This is a genomic window from Micromonospora sp. WMMD729 (assembly GCF_049315225.1).
In the GTDB taxonomy this organism is placed as follows: Bacteria; Actinomycetota; Actinomycetes; order Mycobacteriales; family Micromonosporaceae; genus Micromonospora.
The window spans coordinates 4,442,801-4,462,027 of sequence record NZ_CP186059.1 but is presented as its reverse complement, the minus strand read 5'-3'; the positions used below and the strand labels follow the sequence as shown (position 1 = coordinate 4,462,027).

Sequence of the window (19,227 nt, the reverse complement as noted above, 5' to 3'; positions counted from 1 at the left end):
CCGGGCCCGGCGCCCCCGAGCCCGTCGGGACCGGCGACCCGCGCGTGCGGGAGGCACGATAACCGCGGGGTACGACAGGTCCACTCAGGCCGGTACGTCGAGGAAGTGCTCGACCACCGGCGGCCCGGCGAAGTGCGGCCCGATCAGCCCGCGCCACTGGGTGAACCGTTCGGTGTCCCGGAAGTTCTTCTCGTGCGCCTCGACCGAGTCCCACTCCACCAGCAGCACGAACCGGGTGGGGGACTCGATGCCCCGGGTCATCCGCACCGACCGGCAGCCGGGCGTCCCGGCGAGCACCGGGTGACCCTGGGCGTACGCGGCGGCGAACGCGTCCTCGTGTCCGGGCAGTACGTCGATCAGCGCGACTTCGAGCACCATGCCGGCAAGCCTCCCACGGCCCGGGGTCGTACGGGTGCCGTGGGGTCTGTTCCGGCGTCGACACACGCCCTAAGGTGTGGCTGCATGATCATCGACTGGCTCACCGGCACCGCGTTCCGGGTGGGGGGCGTCGGCACGACCTGGGCGGAGCTGCTGGGGTTCGCCACCGGCGTGCTCAACGTGTGGCTGGTGGCCCGGCAGCGCGTCGCCAACTGGCCGATCGGCATCGCCAACGTGCTGCTGCTCATGCTGCTGTTCTGGACGGCCGGGCTGTACGCGGACGCCGGGCTCCAGGTCGTGTACGTGGCGCTCGGCTGTTACGGCTGGTGGCACTGGTTGTTCGGGGGTGAGGAGCGGACCCGGCTGACGGTGAGCCGGACCGGCGGGCGCGAGTGGGTGGCGTTGGCGGTCGTCGGGGTGCTGCTCACCGGCGTGCTCTGGGTGCTGCTGGACCGGGCCACCGATTCGACGGTGCCGCTGCCGGACGCGCTGACGACGGCGCTGTCCCTGCTGGCGACGTACGGGCAGACCCGCAAGCGGGTGGAGAGCTGGTGGCTGTGGATCACGGCCGATCTGATCTACATCCCGTTGTACGCCTACAAGGGGCTGCACCTGACGGCCGTGCTGTACCTGGTCTTCCTCGCCCTGTGCGTGGTCGGGTTGCGGGCCTGGCGGGCCGACGAGCGCCGGCTCGACCGGGCGACCCCGACGCCGCCCGGCCCGGCCCCGGTGACCGCGTGAGCGGGCCGACGCCCGCGCGGCGCCCCGAGTTCGGGCACGGGATGGTGGTGGGGAAGTTCTATCCGCCGCACGCCGGGCACCACGCGCTGATCGCGGCGGCGGCCGCCCGCTGCGCCACGGTCACCGTGGTCGTGGCGCCGTCGCGCCGGGAGTCCATCCCCCTCACCGCCCGGCTGGACTGGCTGCGCGAGGCGCACGCGGACACCCCGTGGGTCCGGTTCGTCGGCCGGTACGACGACCATCCGGTGGACTACGCCGACCCGGCGGTCTGGGACGCGCACTGCGCGGTGTTCCGGGATGCGGTCGGTCCGGAGCGGGTGGACGCCGTCTTCTCCTCCGAGGCGTACGGGGAGGAGTTGGCCCGCCGATTCGGGGCCGTACCCGTGGCGGTGGATCCGGATCGGCGGACCGTGCCGGTGTCCGGGACGGCGGTCCGCGCGGACCCGGCGGCTCACTGGCGGTGGCTGAGTCCGCCGGTGCGGGCCGCTCTGGTGCGGCGGGTGGTGGTGGTCGGCGCCGAGTCGACGGGCACCACCACGATGGCCGAGGCGCTCGCCGCGCACTACGACACTCTCTGGGTACCGGAGTACGGGCGGGAGTTGACGGCCCGCAAGCTCGCCCGGCTGCGGGAGCGGTCGCCCGAGGCGACGATCTTCGACGTCGGCTGGGACCGCGAGGACTTCCGCGAGGTGGTGCGCGAGCAGCAGGAGGCCGAGGACGCGGCGGCCCGGTCGTCGGGGCCGTTGCTGTTCTGCGACACCGACGCGCGGGCCACCGCGATCTGGGAGGAGCGCTACCTGGGCAGCGCGTCGCCGCAGGTGCGGGCGGCGGCCCGCCGGCCGGCGCTCTACCTGTTGACCGACCACCGGGGTGTGCCTTTCGCCGACGACGGGCTGCGCGACGGCGAGCACCTGCGGGCCTGGATGACCGGCCGGTTCCGTGCCGAGTTGGCCGGCTGCGGGGTGCCGGTGGTGGAGCTGACCGGATCGCACGCCGAGCGGCTGGCGCGGGCCGTGCAGGTCTGCGACGAGCTGCTGGCCGCCGGCTGGTCGTTCGCGGACCCGATCACCGCACCCGACACACTAGCCTCCTAGGACGGCTAAGGGGGTGTGCGGGGGCACCGCCCGCCCCAGGTGTGATCACGGCGCGTGGTGGGCAACAATGGTCCCCGAGGAGGGGAGTATTCCCCCGCGACGAAGTCGTCAGCACGGACGATCGCCGGATTCTCGGTGACCGACCCGGCTCCGTCGGTCGCCGTCCCGTTCGCGGGCCGGGGGCGGAAGAGACCTCCGACAGTCACCAGAGCGAGCGAGAGCGGCACGCCGGGCCCGACAGGGGCGTACGGTGTGCCCGACGCCGCGTGTCTGCCGGAGGAATGAACGTTGGACGTGTCCGGGTTGGTGTGGGCGGGAACCCTCGTCGCACTGTCTGCGGTGCTGCTCGTCGATCTGCTGATCATCGGCCGGCGCCCGCACGAGCCGAGCGTGCGCGAGTCGAGCCTCTGGGTCGCCTTCTACGTCGGCCTCGCCCTGCTCTTCGGCGTCGGCGTCTGGCTGACCGCCGGGGCCAGTTCGGCGGGGCAGTTCTACACCGGCTGGCTCACCGAGTACAGCCTCTCGGTGGACAACCTCTTCGTCTTCGTCATCATCATGGCCCGGTTCGGGGTGCCCCGGCAGTACCAGCAGAAGGTGCTGCTCATCGGCATCGTGCTGGCGTTGGTGATGCGCGGCGGGTTCATCGCCGCCGGCGCGGCGCTGATCTCGCAGTTCTCCTGGGTCTTCTACATCTTCGGCGCGTTCCTCATCTACACGGCGGTCAACCTGGCCCGCCAGGGTGAGCCGGACGAGGACGAGTTCTCCGAGAACATCCTGATTCGGTGGAGCCGCCGGGCGCTGCCGATCTCCAAGGGCTACGACGACGCGAGGCTGACGACCCACGAGAACGGGCGGCGACTGTTCACGCCGATGCTGATCGTGATGATCGCGATCGGTACCACCGACCTGATCTTCGCGCTGGACTCGATTCCGGCGATCTTCGGCATCACCCAGGAGCCGTACCTGGTCTTCACCGCGAACGTGTTCGCGCTGATGGGGCTGCGTCAGCTCTACTTCCTGCTCGGTGGCCTGCTCGACCGGTTGATCTACCTGAGCTACGGGCTGGCGGTCGTCCTGGGCTTCATCGGGGTCAAGCTGGTGCTGGAGGCGCTGGCCGACAACAACCTGCCGTTCATCAACGGCGGGAAGCACGTCGCGTGGGCGCCGCACATCCCGATCTGGCTGTCCCTGCTGGTCATCATCGGCACGCTGGGCATCGCCACCGTCGCCAGCCTCATCAAGTCCGCCCGGGACCGGCGTCGCGAGCTGGCCGAGGCCCGACGCTGACGCGTTGCCGGCCGGGCCCGGCCGCTCAGACCCGGTGCACGCCCACCAGGGTGGCCGTCCGGTCGGCCGGCAGGGGCTCCTCCACCACCCGCCGCCGCCGGTAGCAGGCGTGCAGCATCCGTCGGTCCGTGGAGCCGTCGGCGGCGGCGGTGACGATGCCGATGTGGTGGATCTTGCGGCCGGGTCGGGCGAAGAAGTAGAGGTCGCCGGGGCGTTCCGCGCCCAGGTCGAGGGGGGTCGTCGCGACGGCCTGGTCGTCGGCGTCGCGGGGGAGGAACACGCCGAACCGCCGCCAGGCCAGGTGGACGAGGCCCGAGCAGTCGATGCCGTACGCCGACAGCCCGCCCCAGATGTACGCCACGTCCAGCAGCCGCTGGGCCACCGCGAGCGCGTCGGTGGCACCGGGTGGGCCGCTCTGCGGGGCGACGACGTGCCCGTCGGGCAGCCAGAGCGGCGCGGCCCGGCCGGGAACGTGGACCGCCCGCCAGCCGTCGCGGGCCGGACCGGCCGCAACGAGGCGGGTGCCCACGACCACTCCCGGCAGCACCACCGGCCCGTCCGGGGCGGCGTGCAGCCCGGTGACGGTGGCGTCCACCACGAGCGGGTCACCGCCGACGACGACGGGGTCGTGTGGGGTCAACTGGTCAGCCGGGAGCCAGCCCGGGTAGCCACGGGGATCGAGCTTGGCGGCCGGCTGTTCGACGGCCACCACCCGGGCCCAGCCGTCCGGGCGCAGCTCGTCGATCAGCACCCGCTCGCCGAGGAGAAGCTGACTCAGCACGCAGTCGCCGACCTGCTGGTCGGTGTCCAGGCCGGAGACCCAGGTCGGGATGTCGACGCCGGCGGTGAGCGCGGGACCGTCGACCGCACGGACCGCCTCGGGCGATGACCACAGCGTCGCCACCGCGACCCGGACGACGGCCTCGCGGCCCGGTTGAAGCTCCACGTCGACCCCCAGCTCGTGTCGGCTGTCCGGGGAAACCCTATGAAGAAAAGCGACGATCCTCAACCACGAGTCTGCATCTTTACTTCAGTCAGGCCGGAAATGCCCAGGCCAGGCGCGTCCGGCAGGACCACCGTCGGCCCTTCGTAGCGGATCCCGCCCTGCACCGGCGACCAGGCCAGCCACCACGCCGCGTCCAGGTCGGCGACCGCCGTGGTGCCGTACGCGGCCACCAGACTCGCCGCCGCGCCGATGCCGACCTGACTCTCCATCATCGACCCGACCACCGTGCCGAGCCCGTGCGCGCGGGCCAACTCCAGCAGCGTGCGCGCCGGGTGCAGCCCACCGCACTTGGCCAGCTTGACGTTCACCAGGTCGGCGGCCCGGCGACGGATCACCTCCACCAGGTCGCGGACCCCGAAAACCGCCTCGTCGGCCAGGATCGGCACCGACACCCGGTCGCTGACCCACGCCAGCCCGTCCAGGTCCCACCGGGCCACCGGCTGCTCGACCAGCTCGACGTCCAGCTCGGCGTCCTCGATGCCCCGGATCACCCGGACCGCCTCGCGCGGCGTCCAGCCCTGGTTGGCGTCGAGCCGGATGCGCACGTCCGCGCCGACCGCCGCCCGCACCGCCCGTACCCGGTCCAGGTCACCGGCCGCGTCCGTGCCGACCTTGAGCTTCAGCACGCCGAAGCCGTCGGCCCGCCGCTGGCGCGCGGCCGCCGCCAGGTCGACCGCGTCACCGGCGGCGAGGGTGACGTCCGTCGGGACCCGCAGGGTCGTGCCGCCGAGCAACCGCGCCAGGGGTACGCCCAGACGCCGCGCCGCCAGGTCGTGCAGCGCCACGTCCACCGCCGCCTTGGCCGCCTCGTTGCCGACCACCGCCCGCTGCACCTCGGCACAGCGGGCCACCAGGTCGTCCGGGTCGCGTCCGGTGAGCAGCGGACCGAGCAGTTCGCGGACGCAGGCGTCCGCCCCGGCCACCGAGGCGCCGGTGACCTGCCACACCTGCGGCGCCTCGCCGAAGCCGGACCGACCGTCTGCGTCGACCAACTCGACGATCAGGGTGTCCACCGTGGTGGTCCGGCGCAGCGCGGTGACGAACGGGGTGTGTAAGGGGGCGGAAACCCGGTGGGTGCGTACCGCCGAGATCGTCATGTGCGGCACCCTATACGGAGGAACACGGCGGGAGGGTAGGCCGGATGGTCGTACGGGACTGGCAACTGGTGGGCGCGCCGAACGCCCGTGACCTGGGTGGCCTCGTGGGTGCCGGTGGTCGCCGGGTCCGCGCCGGCCAGCTCATCCGCACCCCGGCGCTGGGTCGGCTCACCGACGAGGACCTGCCGGTGCTGGCGAAGCTGGGCCCGGCGTGCGTGCTCGATCTGCGCGACGGCACGGAGATCGACGTCGCGCCGCCCGACCGGCTGGCCGGCGAGCCACGGGTGGCGCACCTGCCGGTGCACGACCCGGAGCACCCCGTCTTCACGTACGTCTCGGCGGTGCTGCTCGGGCACGACCTCGACGCGTACGCCGAGTTGGCCCGGCAGGGCACGGCCGGGGCGATGGCCGAGATCTACCGCTGGTTCGTCACCGGTGAGTCGGCCCGGCGCAACTTCGGCGCGGCGGTACGCCTGGCCGCCGATCCGGCGAACCTGCCGCTGGTCTACCACTGTTCGGCCGGCAAGGACCGCACCGGCTGGCTGACCGTCGTCCTGCTCACCGCCCTCGGGGTCGACGAGGAGGCGATCCGCGCCGACTACCTGCGCAACAACGCGCTGACCGAGAGCCTGCGGGCGGTGCTCGTCGAGGCGCTGCGCCGCCGGCAGCCCGCGTTGGACGTCGACGCGGTGCGGCCGGTGCTGGAGGTCCGCGCCGGGTATCTGGACGCGGGTTATGCGGAGGTACGGCGGGTACACGGCTCGTTCGACGCGTACCTGCGCGACGGGTTGGGGGTGACCGACGAGGTCGTCGGGGCGCTGCGGGCGAACCTGTTGGAGTGAGCCGGCCGGGCCTCAGAGCCGGTGGCGGGCCGCCCACGCCTGGGCCGAGACGCGGGCGAGGAGTTGGCAGGCGTCGTCGTCGCGGTCGGTCAGGTCCGTGGTGGTGCAGACGGCGATCACGTACGGCGGGGCGTCGTCGGGCAGCACCACGCCGACAGCGTGGCGCACCCCGCGTACCCAGCCGTTCTTCAGCGCGATGCGGGTGCCCTCGGGCAGACCGGCGGCCAGGTCCTCGCGGTGCTCCTGGGCGAGCAGCACGTCCAGCATGGCGGCGCAGCCGGCCGGCGAGGCCAGGCGGCCGGGCGTGGTCGCGCCGGCGGCGAGCGCGCCCAGCAGGGCGGCCAGGTCGGCGGCGGTGACGGTGTTGGTGATGCCGGCGTCGCGGGCCGCGAAGTCCTCGATGCCCCGACCGGTCACGCTGTCGCGGGCGCCCGCGAGAGCCCACACCTCGGCCACCGCCGGCAGTCCGACGTGCCCGATGACCAGGTTGGTGGCCAGGTTGCTGGACCGCACGATCATCCGCTCGGCCAGCCAGCGCAGCGTCGCCGTCCCGCCGAGCCGGTCCCAGACCGCGTCGTCGTTGTCGTAGTGCGGGGCGCAGGAGAAGCGCGGAGCGCCGGGCTGGGCCGAGTCGAACTCGTTGATCACCGGGACGTCGGCGGCCAGGTCCAGCGTGCCGGCCTCGGCGGCCCGGTACAGCGCGGCCAGCACCGCGACCTTCATGGTGCTGGCGGCGTAGTGACCGGCGCGGGCGTGACGGGTCCAGGTCGGGGGCGCGTCGAGTCGACCCACGTACGCCGAGACGGTGCCCGGCACCGCGTCCAGGAAGGCGTCGAGATCATCCCAGGTCATGCCGGTGACCGTAGCCGACCCGACGAGGCCGGGCGGACGTACCCCGGTCGGGAAACGAACGGGCGCGCCGGCCGCAAGCGGCCGGCGCGCCCGGTGTCGGTGCGTCAGTTGGCGTGCTTGCGGCGGGCGGCGGCCCGGCCACGCTGCTGCTGGTCGAGCACCACCTTGCGGATGCGCACCGCGGTCGGGGTGACCTCGACGCACTCGTCCTCGCGGCAGAACTCCAGCGCCTGCTCGAGCGAGAGCTTGCGCGGCGGGATCAGCTTCTCGGTCTCGTCGGAGGTCGAGGCCCGCATGTTGGTGAGCTTCTTCTCCTTGGTGATGTTGACGTCCATGTCGTCGGAGCGGGAGTTCTCCCCGACGATCATGCCCTCGTACACCTCGGTGGTCGGCTCGACGAAGAGCTGCCCGCGCTCCTGCAGGTTGATCATCGCGAAGGCGGTGACCACGCCGGACCGGTCGGCGACCAGCGAGCCGTTGTTGCGGGTGCGCAGCTCGCCGAACCACGGCTCGTACGATTCGAAGACGTGGTGCAGGATGCCGGTGCCCCGGGTGTCGGTGAGGAACTCGGTGCGGAAACCGATCAGGCCGCGCGCCGGCACCAGCCACTCCATCCGGATCCAGCCGGTGCCGTGGTTGACCAGCTGCTCCATCCGGCCCTTGCGGGTGGCCAGCAGCTGGGTGATCGCGCCGAGGTATTCCTCGGGGGCGTCGATGGTCAGCCGCTCGACCGGCTCGCAGGTCTTGCCGTCGATCTCCCGGGTGACGACCTGCGGCTTGCCGACGGTCAGCTCGTAGCTCTCCCGGCGCATCTGCTCGACCAGGATGGCCAGCGCCAGCTCGCCGCGGCCCTGCACCTCCCAGGCGTCCGGCCGCTCGGTGGGCAGCACCCGCAGCGACACGTTGCCGATCAGCTCCTTGTCGAGCCGGTCCTTCACCATCCGGGCGGTGACCTTGGAGCCCTTGACCTTGCCGACCAGCGGCGAGGTGTTGGTGCCGATGGTCATCGAGATGGCCGGCTCGTCGACGGTGATCAGCGGCAGCGCCACCGGGTTCTCCACGTCGGCCAGCGTCTCACCGATCATGATCTCCGGGATGCCGGCGACGGCGATGATGTCGCCCGGGCCGGCGGTCTCGGCCGGCTTGCGCTCCAGGCCCTCGGTCATCAGCATCTCGGAGATGCGGACCCGCTGGGTGCTGCCGTCGGTACGGCACCAGGCGACCGTCTGGCCCTTGCTGATGGTGCCCTGCCGGACCCGGCACAGCGCCAGCCGGCCCAGGAACGGCGACGCGTCGAGGTTGGTGACGTGCGCCTGCAACGGGGCGTCGTCCTCGTACGCGGGGGCCGGGATGGTGTCCAGCAGGGTGCGGAACAGCGGCTCCAGGGAGTCGCTGTCGTCGGGCACCGAGCCGTCGGCCGGCTGGGTCAGCGAGGCGATGCCGTCGCGGGCGCAGGCGTAGACGATCGGGAAGTCGATCTGCTCCTCGTCGGCGTCCAGGTCGAGGAAGAGCTCGTAGGTGTCGTCCACGACCTCCTTGATCCGGGCGTCCGGACGGTCCACCTTGTTGATCACCAGGATGATCGGCATCCGGGCGCGCAGCGCCTTGCGCAGCACGAAGCGGGTCTGCGGGAGCGGGCCCTCGCTGGCGTCGACGAGCAGCACCACGCCGTCGACCATGGTCAGGCCGCGCTCGACCTCGCCGCCGAAGTCGGCGTGGCCGGGGGTGTCGATGATGTTGATGGTGACCGGGTCCGAACCATCGGCGGGCAGGTACCGCACGCCGGTGTTCTTGGCCAGGATCGTGATGCCCTTCTCCCGCTCCAGGTCACCGGAGTCCATCACCCGCTCGGTCGTCTCGCCTCGTGCGCCGTACGCGCCGGCCTGCCGCAACATGGCGTCGACCAGGGTGGTCTTGCCGTGGTCGACGTGAGCGATGATGGCGACGTTGCGGAGGTCGGTGCGAAGCTGCATACCCTCTATCCTTCCGCCTGCGCTCGCGCAGGCTGCGTCGGGGTCACCCCCAGGTGCCCCTGATCTATGGTGAAACTGCTGTGCCGGTGGTTCCCCCGGCTGGCATGCTGGCTCCCGTGTCCCGGGGGCCTGAGTGCACGACCTGCTGACCTGGGTGCAGGGTCTGCCCACCCTGTGGATCTACCTGGTCGCCGCGCTGATCGTGGCGGGCGAGACCGCGGTGATCTTCGGTTTGCTGGTGCCGGGTGAGGCTACCCTGCTGCTCGTCGGCTTCCTCACCTACAACGGTACCTTGCGGCTCGGGCCGGCGTTGCTCGCGATGATCGTTGCGGCGTTGGCCGGTGACGCGCTGGCGTTCCGCGCCGGCCGACGCTACGGCCCCCGGCTGCGCGCCGGGCTCGGTCACCGGGTCGGCCCCGAGCGGTGGAGCAGGGCCGACGCGATGCTCGCCCGCCTGGGTGGCCGGGGCGTCCTCGCCGCGCGGTGGGTGGCCTTCGCCCGCACCCTGGTGCCCCGGCTGGCCGGTGCGGCCGGGATGCCGTACCGGCGGTTCGCCGGGTGGAACCTGGCCGGGGTGGCGACCTGGGTGGGCGGCTCGATCCTGCTCGGTCACCTCGCCGGTGAGTCGTACGACACGGTCTCCCGGGTGCTCGGCCGGGCCACCGGCGCGGCACTGGCGTTACTGGCGGGGCTGCTGGGGGTGGTGCTCGCCGGACGCTGGCTCGGCCGCAACCCCGACCCGGTGCGGGCGCTGCTGTCCCGGGCCGCCGCGCTGCCGCCGGTGCGCTGGCTCAGCGCCCGGTACGGGGTGCTGTTCTTCCTGGTGGCCATGCGGATCGGGCCGGCCTGGACGCTGCTGCTCAACCTGGCCGCCGGGCTGCTGCTGCTCTTTGCCGCCGGGCTGGCCATCGCCGGCCTGTTGGCCGTGGGGGTGCGCAACAGCGGACTGGCGGCGCTGGACGGGGCGATCGACGCCTGGTTCACCGCCCGCCGTACCCCGGACGCCGCCGACGCCACCCTGGCCGTGGTGTCGCTGGTACGGGGGTGGGTGCTGATCGTGCTGGTGGCGATGGTGGCCGCGGTGCTGGCGTGGCGTCGCCGCCCGTTGCGCACCGACCTGCTGAGCGTGCTGGGCACGGTCGGCGCGTTCGTGCCGTTGGTGGTGCTGGCCGTGGTGGCCGAGTTGGCCGGTACACCCGGCGGCCCGGCCGGGCACGAGGCAGGACCGTTCCCGACCCAGAACGCCGTGGTCGCCGCGAGCCTCTGCACCCTGGCCTGGTTGGTGTCGCGCGGCACGCGCTGGCCGGTGGCGGTGGCGGCGTGGACGGTCGCCGCCGCCGGTGTGCTGGGGGTCGGCGTCGCCCGGCTCTACCTGAGCCTGGACACGGCGAGCGGTACGGCGGCGGCGGTGCTGCTCGGGGTGCTGTGGACGGTGGTGTTCATGGTCGCCTGGGCCACCCGGGACCGCGCGGTCGGCGGGCGGGGGCAGCCGGCCGACCCGGTCCGGCCGGCGCAGGGGCACCGCCGGCCCGTCGAACCTTGCTAATCTGCGGCGACTGTTCGACGGGGGAGGATCACCATGCGTCAACGAACCGGACGGGTGGGCGCGCTGGTGCTCGCCGGTCTCCTGTTCGCCGGCGGCACGGCCGGTTGCGCCGGCAGGGGCGAACGTCCGCAGGACCAGGCCGCCGCCCCCGTCGCGGCCGCCGAGGCGCCGAGCGACGAGCCGGTCGACGAACCGTCCGCCGAGGCGAGCCCTTCGCCGAGTGGGGTGGCCGCGATGGGCGCCGCCCCGAGTCGCAGCGCGTCGGCCTCCCCGACGCCGTCGAAGAAGCCGACCCGTACGTCGCCGCCCACGAAGCCGCGCGTCGTCGCCAAGGCGCCCACCGAGACGAAGGTCCCGCCGGCGCCGCCGAAGCCCGCCCCCTCCTCCTGCAAGCCCAGCTACAAGGGCACCCAGGCGAGCCGGGCCGACGTGAAAGCGGCGCTGACCGACGCCGCCGCCCGCACCTACTGGCCCAGTTCGGCACCCGATCTCAAGATCCCGCTCAACCTGGTCAAGGCCACCGCCTGGCAGGAGAGCGGCTGGCAGTCAAACATCTACGCCTGCGACGGCGGCGTCGGGCTGATGCAGGTGATGCCGGGCACCGCGACCTGGATGAACCAGCGCTTCGACCAGAGCTACGACATCGCCGACTACCGGGACAACGCGTACCTGGGGGCCAACTACCTGGCCTGGCTGACCAAGTACATCGGCGACATGTACTTCGAGTCCGACTTCCGGCTCGATCCGGCCCTGTGCACCGCCGAACTGGACTCCTGCCTGCTCAACGCGGTCATCTCCGCGTACAACTTCGGGCACGGCGCGGTGGCGCAGGAGGGCGAGCCCCTGGCCATCCCGAACCCGTCGTACGTGCGCAACGTGCGGGCGCTGATGACCGAGTGCGTCTGCCTGGGCTACTGAGCACCGAAAAAGGGGCGGGTCGACCCCGCCCCTTTCCGTCGGCGGTCAGTCCCGCGCGGCCACCGGCTCGGGCGTCGCCGAAACGTCGGCGTCCGCGTCCGGGTGCGCGTCGACCCGGCCCGGCCACCAGAAGCGGTCGCCGAGCAGAAACGCCAGTGCCGGCACCAGGACCGTGCGGACCAGCAGAGTGTCCAGCAGTACGCCGATGCAGACGATGATGCCGATCTGCGTCAGCGTGATCAGCGGCAGCACGCCGAGGACGGCGAACACCGCGGCCAGCAGCACCCCGGCGCTGGTGATGACACCGCCGGTGACCCGCAGCGCGGAGAGCATGCCGTCCCGGGTGCCGGCGCTGCGGGCGTCCTCGCGGGCCCGGGTGACCAGGAAGATGTTGTAGTCCACGCCGAGCGCCACCAGGAACACGAAGGCGAGCAGCAGCACGCCGCTGTCCAGCGCCGGGAAGTCCAGCACGTGGTCGAAGAGGAGCCACGCCGCGCCGAGGCTGGCGAAGAACGACGCGATCACGGTGAGCACCAGCAGCACCGGCGCGACCAGGCCCCGCAGCAGCAGCACCAGCACCGCGCCGACCAGCAGCAGGATGATCGGCAGGATCAGCCGTAGGTCCCGGCCGTTGGCCTCGTCGGAGTCGTACGTCGCGGCCACCGAGCCGCCCACGATCGCCCCGGCGGGCGGGTCGGCGCCGGCGACGGCCGGGGGAGCGGAGTCGGGAACGGCGGCGACCGCGTCGCGCAGCGCCTTGATGGCGCGGTCCGAGGCGGGGGTGCCGGGTTCGGCGTCCAGCACCACGTCGACCTGGGCGACGGCCTGACCGGCGTCACCCGGCCGCGCCGAGGCGACGCCGGGTACCGCGCCGGCGGCGTCGGTGACCGCCCGTACCGCCGCCGGGGTGGTGAGCACGGCCACCGGCTGGGTGCTGCCGGCGGGGAACGCCCGGGCCAGGGTCTGCGCGCCGGTCACCGCCTCCGGCGCGGCCCGGAACTGCTCGGTCTCGGACAGCCCGGTGCGGATGCCGAGCCCACCGAGGGCCAGACCGCCGAGCAGCACGGTGGACAGCACCGCGACCACCACCGGTCGGCGTCGCACCACCTCGCCGAGCCGGCCCCAGAGCCGGCCCTCGCGGGCCGGGCCACCGACCCGGGGTACGAACGGCCAGAACAGACCGCGACCGAAGAGCACCAGCACGGCAGGGAGCACGAACAGCGCCGACAGCATGGCGAAGACCACGCCGGTGGCGCAGGCCACCGCGAGCGCCCGGTTAGTCTCCTGCTCGCTGAGCAGCAGGGTGAGCACCCCGAGCACGACGGTGCCGCCGCTGGCCAGGATGGGCTCGGCGGTCCGGCGCAGCGCCGCCCGCATGGCGGCGAAGCGGTCCTGGTCGCGCCGCAACTCCTCCCGGTAGCGGGCGATGAGCAGCAGGGCGTAGTCGGTGGCGGCGCCGAACACCAGCACGCTGGCGATGCCGGTGACCTGGCCCTGCTGGAGGTTGATGCCGACGGCCGGCACGATGGTGTCCACCGCGCGCAGGGTGAGTTGTTCGGTCGCGGCGACCACGATCAGCGGCACGATCCACAGGAACGGGCTGCGGTAGGTGATCAGCAGCAGCACCGCGACCACGGCGGCGGTCACCGCGAGCAGGGTGACGTCGGCGCCCTCGAAGACCGACGACAGGTCGGCGGTGAGGGCGGGCGCGCCGGTGACCTCGGCGGTCAGCGGGTCGGGCAGGTCCGCCAGCGCCTCGCGCAGGTCGGCCACCGTCCCGGTCACCTCCTCCTGACCGCCGGAGGTGTCCAGCGGGACGGCGACGAGCGCGACCGTGCCGTCCGGGGAGACCTGCGCCGGGCTCACCCGACCGCCGACCGCGAACCGGCCCAGGTCGCCGGAGCGGGCGGCGAGAGCGGCCCGGTCGGCCTCGCTCAGTGCCCCGCCGCCCGCGCGACTGACGACCACGATGGCGGGTTGGACGTCGCTGGTGGGCAACTGGTCCTGGAGGCGTTGCACCTGGGTCGACTGCCAGGCCGCGTCCAGGCCGGTCGCGGAGACCGGCGCCGGATTGTCCGGCCGGGGGACACCGAAGACGACCGCGGCGAGGACGAGCGCGGCGGCGACGGTGAGCCACGCGGCCAGCCGCCCCCGCGCGACCCTGGTGAAGACGGACATCGCTGACCCCTAGGTCTTTCGAAAGCCGAGTATCTTGATGGCCGAGATTATCGGCGGCTGTTCTATGCTGCAACCCGGGGGACCGACGACGGGGAGAAACGGCGCGAGGTGGCGACTCACGGCATGTACCGGCGGCGCGACACGCGCCGCGAACAGCTGGTCGCGGAGATCACCAACAACCTTCGGCGGTACGCGGTGGACGCCCAGCAGGTGGGTCACGCCTTCGCCAACCTGCACGGCCTCAACCCGACCGACCTGAACGCGCTGATCGCCGTCATGGACGCCGAACTCTTCGGTGATCCGATCACCCCCGGCCGCCTCGGTGAGCAGCTCAACCTGTCGTCCGGCTCGGTCACCGCGCTGATCGACCGCCTGGAACGCGCCGGGCACATCCGCCGCGATCGGGACACCGCCGACCGGCGCAAGGTGCTGCTGCACTACGCCGACCAGGGCGCCGCCCTGGCGATGGAGTTCTTCCGGCCGCTGGGCGTCCGCACCGACACCGTGATGGACCGCTTCGACGAGGACGAGCTGGAGGTGGTGCACCGGTTCCTGGCGGAGATGAGCGGGTCCATCCGCGCGCACCGCGACGCGGTCCGGGCGGCCCGGCCCGAGCCGCCCCGCCGGGCGACGGACTGACCGTGCCCGGCCGGCTCGTCGCCCGCCTCGCCGCCGCCGCGCTGCGGGTGCCCGTGATCCGTCCCGGCCCGGTACGGGTCACCCGCGACATCCCGGTCCGGACCCGGGACGGGGTGGTACTGCGCACCGACCACTACGCGCCGAGCGGCCCCCGCGCGCCGACCGTGCTCATCCGCACCCCGTACGGCCGGGGTGGTCCGTTGCGGCTGCTCGGCCGGTTGCTCGCCGCCCGGGGCCGGCACGCCGTGATCCAGTCCTGCCGGGGCACCGGCGGCTCCGGTGGCACGTTCGCTCCCCTCGTCCACGAGCGCGCCGACGGGATCGACACCCTCGACTGGCTGCGCCGCCAGCCCTGGTGGTTCGGGGCGCTCGGCATGTTCGGGGTCAGCTACCAGGGCTTCGCCCAGTGGGCGTTGGCCGCCGACGCCGGCGAGGAGCTACGCGCGATGGTCGCCGTGGTGACCGCCTCGGCCACCCGGGACTCGACGTACGCGGGGGAGTCGTTCGCCCTCGACACCGTGCTGACCTGGGCTGAGCTGCTGCACGCCCAGACCGTGCCGTGGCTGGCCCGGCAGCGGGAGCTGAAGCGGGGACAGCCCCGGCTGGCCGCGGCCCTCGACCACCTGCCGCTGACCGGAGCGGACCGGGTGGCCACCGGCGTCACCATCCCGTTCTTTCAGGAGTGGCTGCGCCACCGCACCCCGCAGGCGGCGTACTGGCGCGAGCGCGTCTTCGCCGACCGGGTGGCCCGGGTGCGCGCGCCGGTGGTCATGGTGACCGGTTGGCACGACATCTTCCTGCCCGCGCAGCTCGACGACCACGCCACCCTGCGCGCCGCCGGCGCTCGGCCGCGCCTGGTGATCGGGCCCTGGACGCACGGCAGCCCCGGGCTGTTCGCGGCCGCGCTGCGCGAGGGGTTGACCTGGTTCGACGTACACCTGGACGGGCCGTCGGACGACGGACGTCCGCCCACCGCGGCCCCCGTGCGGCTCCACCTGGGCGGGACCGGCGGCGGGTGGCGCGACCTGCCGGACTGGCCCCCGCCGGCCACCGACACCCGCTGGCACCTGCACCCGGGCGGCGAGCTGGCGGTCCGCCCACCGACGCCCTCGACGCCGGACCGGTTCCGGTACGACCCGACCGATCCCACCCCGTCGCTCGGCGGCCCGTTGCTGGTCGCCAAGCGCGCCGGTCGGGTGGACAACCGGCAGGTGGAGGCGCGCTCCGACGTGTTGACCTACACCAGCGCGCCGCTCGTCGCACCGGTCGAGGTGATCGGCCCGGTACGCGCCGAGCTATACGTCCGGAGCGAGCTGCCACACCTGGACGTCTTCGTCCGGCTGTGCGATGTGGACCGGCGCGGTCGGTCGTGGAACGTGTGCGACGGTCTGGTCCGGGTGACACCCGAACGGTTCCCCGCCGACCCGTCCGGGGTGGTGCGGGTCCCGGTGGTGCTCTGGCCGACCGCGTTCCGGTTCGGCACCGGGCACCGGCTGCGGGTGCAGATCGCCGGTGGGGCCCATCCCCGCTGGGCTCGCAACCCCGGCACCGGGGAACCCCTCGGTACGGCGGTGACGCTGCGTGCCGGTTGGCGGCAGGTTCTCCATGACCCGGCACACCCCTCGGTGCTGGTGTTGCCGATCGTCCACACTGCCCCGGCTTTGCCTCCAATCTGAACAGAGCGCCTCTGAGCTGGGCATTCATCGGAATTGCGGGCTATGGTGGGGTCAACGCCCGGCGCCGTGCACCACCAGACCGGGCTCGCTCAAAGCCCGACACCGCGTACGCGGTGTGACGTCGTGCCCGGTCCCCGCCCCACCTGAGAGGGGGACCCCATGACCCGGGCCCCAGAGAATTTGTTGGCCCTTCGACGCCTGCTCCTCGACCACCTCGACAACGCCCCCGGCCCGGACGACCTGGATCCGGCGGAGGTCGGCATCGTCGGCGACCCGGCCCACCGGGGTGGCTATCACTGCGGTTCGGACCGGGTGGTCACGAACGACTACTCGGTGGTCGAGTCACCCCGGGACCGGGCCGGACTGACTCTGGACGCGGCGGCCATCGACGTCGGCGAGTTCGACGTCCGCTCCGGTGGCGGTCGGCACACCCTGGCGAGCTTCTCGGTGTGGTGTGTGGCCCAGTGCGCCGCGAACGCGGCCGACACCCGGGACATCCGCGAGATCATCTACAGCCCCGACGGTACGACCGTGAAGCGGTGGGACCGGCTCGGCAAGCGCACCAGCGGCGACAGCTCGCACCGCTGGCACACCCACTTCAGCTTCTTCCGCGACGCCATCAAGGCGGGCCGCGACCAGCGGCCCCTGTTCCGTCGCTACCTCAGCTCCATCGGACTCCTGGAGGACGTCGACATGACCCCCGAAGAGCACAACTGGCTGGCCACCGTCCACAAGAACCTGACCGTGCTGGACGGCCGCAACCCGATCGGACAGATCTACACCCGGATGGCCGAGGGTCGGGACGAGACCGGTATCCCGGTCACCGGCAACTGGAACCTGCAGTCGATGACGAAGCAGCTCACCGACCTGCAGAACACGCTCAACGCGCTGGCCGGGAAGGACTTCACCGACGAGGCGGCCATCGTTGCGGGCGTGCTGGCCGGACTGACGCCGGAGAAGATCGCCGCCGCCATCCCACCCACCATCGCCAAGCAGGTCGCCGACGAACTGGCCCGCCGGCTCGTCGCCTGAACGGGGAGGCGGCCCGACCCCACCGGGCCGCCTCCTTCCGCTCGTCGCTCCGCAACAGTCATTGAGCAATAAGGGTTGCGCAATAACTCTTGCGAATGTCATGCTGCCGACATGGAGAAGCCCGACGTACGCCAGGTCACCGACTCCCGGGTCCTCGCGGCCATGGCCCACCCGCTGCGCCGCCGACTCATGGACGTGTTCAAGGTGCACGGGCCGTCGACCGTCGGCATGCTCGCCGAACGCACCGACCAGGCGCCGGCGAACGTCAGCCACCACCTCAAGGTGCTGGCCGCCGCCGACCTGGTCACCGAAGCCCCCGAGCTGGCCCGCGACCGCCGTGAACGCTGGTGGCGACTGGTCACCCGGGGGGTCCGCTGGTCCTCGACCGACTTCGACACCGATCCCGCCGACCGCGCCGTCGCCGACGCCGCCACCTCGCTCAACCTGGACCGGCACGTCGCGCTGGCCCGCGCCTGGCACGCCGCCGAGGAGACGGCGCAGGCCGTCTGGGGCGACGCGCCGTTCTCCTCCGACCGGTGGCTGCACCTCACACCCGCGGAACTGGACGAGTTGGGCGCCGAGATCAACGCTCTGCTGGCCCGCTGGGAGGACCGCACGCCGGCCGACGACAGCGCCGAGCGCCAACCGGTGTTCGTGTTCGTCCACGGCGTACCGGCCCGGCCATGACGGCGGCCACCCGCACCGATCCCGTCCCGGTCCGACCGGCCGGTGGGCTGCTGCGCCACCGCGACTTCCGCCTGCTCTGGGCCGCCCAGACGGTCAGCAGCATCGGCAGCGACGTCACCACCGTCGCGCTGCCCCTGGTGGCGGTGGCCGTGCTCGACGCCAACACCTTCCAGGTGGCGGTCCTCACCGCCGCGGCCTGGCTGCCCTGGTTGCTGATCGGCCTGCCGGCCGGCGCCTGGGTGGACCGGCTGCCGCGCCGGCCGCTCATGGTGGTCTGCGACCTGTTCTGCGCGCTCGCCTTCCTCAGCGTGCCGGTGGCCGCCCTGCTGGGCCGCCTCACCGTCGCGCAACTGCTGCTGGTGGCCCTCGGCGCGGGCGTGGCGCGGGTCTTCTTCGAAACCGCCGACCAGGTCTACCTGCCGGTGCTGCTGCGACCTGAGCAACTACCCGACGGCAACGCGAAGCTCCAGGCCACCAAGACGGTGAGCTACGTCGTCGGACCCGGCATCGCCGGTCTGATCGCCCAACTCGTCGGCGCGGTCGCCGCGCTCCTGCTGGACGCCCTGACGTTCCTGCTCTCGGCGACCCTGCTGTCGCGCATCCGCGCCGGCGAGCCGAGTCCCGACCGGACCAACCGGTCCCGGTCACTGCGCCGGGACATGGCCGAGGGGCTGCGCTTCGTCATGCGCGACCCGTACCTGCGGGTCCTGACGCTGATGGGCGCGGCCAGCAACATCGGTCTGACCGGCTACCAGGCGGTCCTGGTCGTCTTCCTGATCCGCGAACTACGGCTCGCGCCGGGCCTGGTCGGCGTGCTCGTCGGGGTGATGAGCATCGGGGGCATCATCGGCGCGTTGCTGGCCACCGCCCTCGCCCGACGCTGTGGCAGCGCCCGCGCCCTGCTCATCGGGGCGGCGCTCACCGGCCCACCCGCCCTGCTCATCCCGCTGGCCGCGCCCGGCGTCGGGCTCGTCTGGCCGGCGCTCGGCGGCGTGCTGATCGGCCTCGGGGTGGCCATCGGCAACGTGGTCAAGGGCGCGTTCCGGCAGACGTACACGCCGCACCACCTGCTCGGGCGCGTGACGGTGAGCATGCAGCTGCTCAACTACGGCACCATCCCGCTGGCCGCCGTGTTGGCCGGGGCACTCGGGGCGCGGTACGGCGTCGGCACGGCGATCACCGTGATGACGGCGTGGTTGGCGCTCACGCCGTTGATCCTGCTGATCGGGCCGCTCCGGCGGCGGCGGGACCTGCCCGCCGCCCCGGCAGCGTCGTGAGTGC

General features: G+C 72.9%; 17 protein-coding genes. 11 read left to right on the top strand and 6 right to left on the bottom strand.

What is annotated here, in order from left to right:
• Window positions 1-84 precede the first annotated feature (84 nt).
• Complete coding sequence (locus tag ACN263_RS20265) at window positions 85-378, bottom strand: antibiotic biosynthesis monooxygenase family protein (protein WP_422735946.1); 294 nt, start codon at window positions 376-378, stop codon at window positions 85-87.
• An 84-nt stretch (window positions 379-462) separates the two neighbouring features.
• Here ACN263_RS20265 and pnuC point away from each other — a divergent pair, with 84 nt between their 5' ends.
• The 3 genes from pnuC to ACN263_RS20250 all read left to right on the top strand — a co-directional run bounded on the left by pnuC (window position 463) and on the right by ACN263_RS20250 (window position 3,500).
• Entirely contained in the window at window positions 463-1,119 is a 657-nt protein-coding gene (gene pnuC, locus ACN263_RS20260) for a nicotinamide riboside transporter PnuC (RefSeq protein WP_422735945.1), read from the top strand.
• Window positions 1,116-2,213 (top strand): AAA family ATPase, encoded by a 1,098-nt coding sequence (locus tag ACN263_RS20255; RefSeq protein ID WP_422735944.1) that lies wholly within the window; start codon window positions 1,116-1,118, stop codon window positions 2,211-2,213. Before pnuC ends, ACN263_RS20255 begins: the two co-directional genes overlap by 4 nt.
• A 288-nt stretch (window positions 2,214-2,501) precedes the next feature.
• Complete coding sequence (locus ACN263_RS20250; RefSeq protein WP_422735943.1) at window positions 2,502-3,500, top strand: TerC family protein; 999 nt, start codon at window positions 2,502-2,504, stop codon at window positions 3,498-3,500.
• Between the two features lie 25 nt (window positions 3,501-3,525).
• Here ACN263_RS20250 and ACN263_RS20245 read toward each other — a convergent pair whose 3' ends face one another.
• Together ACN263_RS20245 and ACN263_RS20240 are read right to left on the bottom strand one after the other, a co-directional pair.
• Window positions 3,526-4,446: an NlpC/P60 family protein gene (locus ACN263_RS20245; RefSeq protein ID WP_422735942.1), complete on the bottom strand. Its 921-nt coding sequence runs from the start codon at window positions 4,444-4,446 to the stop codon at window positions 3,526-3,528.
• 59 nt (window positions 4,447-4,505) lie between these two features.
• A complete protein-coding gene (locus ACN263_RS20240; protein ID WP_422735941.1) occupies window positions 4,506-5,603 on the bottom strand; it encodes a mandelate racemase/muconate lactonizing enzyme family protein in 1,098 nt (365 codons plus the stop codon).
• A gap of 44 nt (window positions 5,604-5,647) precedes the next feature.
• On the opposite strand from ACN263_RS20240, the gene ACN263_RS20235 reads away from it, so the two are divergent.
• A complete protein-coding gene (locus ACN263_RS20235) occupies window positions 5,648-6,445 on the top strand; it encodes a tyrosine-protein phosphatase (RefSeq protein WP_422735940.1) in 798 nt (265 codons plus the stop codon).
• Between the two features lie 12 nt (window positions 6,446-6,457).
• On the opposite strand, the gene ACN263_RS20230 is transcribed toward ACN263_RS20235, so the two are convergent.
• Both ACN263_RS20230 and typA read right to left on the bottom strand, forming a co-directional pair.
• Window positions 6,458-7,297 carry a serine hydrolase gene (locus ACN263_RS20230; protein WP_422735939.1) on the bottom strand — a complete coding sequence of 280 codons (840 nt, stop codon included), beginning with the start codon at window positions 7,295-7,297 and terminating at the stop codon, window positions 6,458-6,460.
• Between the two features lie 104 nt (window positions 7,298-7,401).
• On the bottom strand, window positions 7,402-9,270 hold the full coding sequence (gene typA / locus ACN263_RS20225) for a translational GTPase TypA (RefSeq protein WP_421472215.1): 1,869 nt from the start codon (window positions 9,268-9,270) through the stop codon (window positions 7,402-7,404).
• 133 nt (window positions 9,271-9,403) lie between these two features.
• On the opposite strand from typA, the gene ACN263_RS20220 reads away from it, so the two are divergent.
• A complete protein-coding gene (locus ACN263_RS20220; RefSeq protein ID WP_422735938.1) occupies window positions 9,404-10,816 on the top strand; it encodes a DedA family protein in 1,413 nt (470 codons plus the stop codon).
• A gap of 33 nt (window positions 10,817-10,849) precedes the next feature.
• Window positions 10,850-11,734 carry a transglycosylase SLT domain-containing protein gene (locus tag ACN263_RS20215; protein ID WP_422735937.1) on the top strand — a complete coding sequence of 295 codons (885 nt, stop codon included), beginning with the start codon at window positions 10,850-10,852 and terminating at the stop codon, window positions 11,732-11,734.
• Window positions 11,735-11,779: 45 nt separating this feature from the next.
• On the opposite strand, the gene ACN263_RS20210 is transcribed toward ACN263_RS20215, so the two are convergent.
• A complete protein-coding gene (locus tag ACN263_RS20210) occupies window positions 11,780-13,912 on the bottom strand; it encodes an MMPL family transporter (protein ID WP_422735936.1) in 2,133 nt (710 codons plus the stop codon).
• A gap of 123 nt (window positions 13,913-14,035) precedes the next feature.
• Between ACN263_RS20210 and ACN263_RS20205 the strand changes: the two genes are divergently transcribed.
• From ACN263_RS20205 to ACN263_RS20185, 5 genes are all read left to right on the top strand, one after another.
• A complete protein-coding gene (locus ACN263_RS20205; RefSeq protein WP_422740766.1) occupies window positions 14,036-14,551 on the top strand; it encodes a MarR family winged helix-turn-helix transcriptional regulator in 516 nt (171 codons plus the stop codon).
• Window positions 14,552-14,553: 2 nt separating this feature from the next.
• Window positions 14,554-16,227 (top strand): CocE/NonD family hydrolase, encoded by a 1,674-nt coding sequence (locus ACN263_RS20200; protein WP_422735935.1) that lies wholly within the window; start codon window positions 14,554-14,556, stop codon window positions 16,225-16,227.
• 159 nt (window positions 16,228-16,386) lie between these two features.
• Entirely contained in the window at window positions 16,387-17,259 is an 873-nt protein-coding gene (locus ACN263_RS20195) for a hypothetical protein (RefSeq protein WP_422735934.1), read from the top strand.
• 111 nt (window positions 17,260-17,370) lie between these two features.
• Window positions 17,371-17,946 (top strand): ArsR/SmtB family transcription factor, encoded by a 576-nt coding sequence (locus tag ACN263_RS20190; RefSeq protein ID WP_422735933.1) that lies wholly within the window; start codon window positions 17,371-17,373, stop codon window positions 17,944-17,946.
• Window positions 17,943-19,223, top strand: a complete 1,281-nt coding sequence (locus ACN263_RS20185) for an MFS transporter (RefSeq protein ID WP_422735932.1) — start codon at window positions 17,943-17,945, stop codon at window positions 19,221-19,223. The genes ACN263_RS20190 and ACN263_RS20185 overlap by 4 nt, the downstream gene beginning before the upstream one ends.
• Window positions 19,224-19,227: the final 4 nt, after the last annotated feature.

Bases quoted from the DNA above. Each gene is read 5' to 3' on its own strand.
- ACN263_RS20230 (WP_422735939.1), bottom strand. From the start codon at position 7,297: ATGACCTGGGATGATCTCGACGCCTTCCTGGACGCGGTGCCGGGCACC.
- ACN263_RS20235 (WP_422735940.1), top strand. From the start codon at position 5,648: ATGGTCGTACGGGACTGGCAACTGGTGGGCGCGCCGAACGCCCGTGAC.
- ACN263_RS20205 (WP_422740766.1), top strand. From the start codon at position 14,036: ATGTACCGGCGGCGCGACACGCGCCGCGAACAGCTGGTCGCGGAGATC.
- ACN263_RS20265 (WP_422735946.1), bottom strand. From the start codon at position 378: ATGGTGCTCGAAGTCGCGCTGATCGACGTACTGCCCGGACACGAGGAC.
- ACN263_RS20195 (WP_422735934.1), top strand. From the start codon at position 16,387: ATGACCCGGGCCCCAGAGAATTTGTTGGCCCTTCGACGCCTGCTCCTC.
- ACN263_RS20240 (WP_422735941.1), bottom strand. From the start codon at position 5,603: ATGACGATCTCGGCGGTACGCACCCACCGGGTTTCCGCCCCCTTACAC.
- typA (WP_421472215.1), bottom strand. From the start codon at position 9,270: ATGCAGCTTCGCACCGACCTCCGCAACGTCGCCATCATCGCTCACGTC.
- pnuC (WP_422735945.1), top strand. From the start codon at position 463: ATGATCATCGACTGGCTCACCGGCACCGCGTTCCGGGTGGGGGGCGTC.
- ACN263_RS20185 (WP_422735932.1), top strand. From the start codon at position 17,943: ATGACGGCGGCCACCCGCACCGATCCCGTCCCGGTCCGACCGGCCGGT.
- ACN263_RS20190 (WP_422735933.1), top strand. From the start codon at position 17,371: ATGGAGAAGCCCGACGTACGCCAGGTCACCGACTCCCGGGTCCTCGCG.
- ACN263_RS20210 (WP_422735936.1), bottom strand. From the start codon at position 13,912: ATGTCCGTCTTCACCAGGGTCGCGCGGGGGCGGCTGGCCGCGTGGCTC.
- ACN263_RS20215 (WP_422735937.1), top strand. From the start codon at position 10,850: ATGCGTCAACGAACCGGACGGGTGGGCGCGCTGGTGCTCGCCGGTCTC.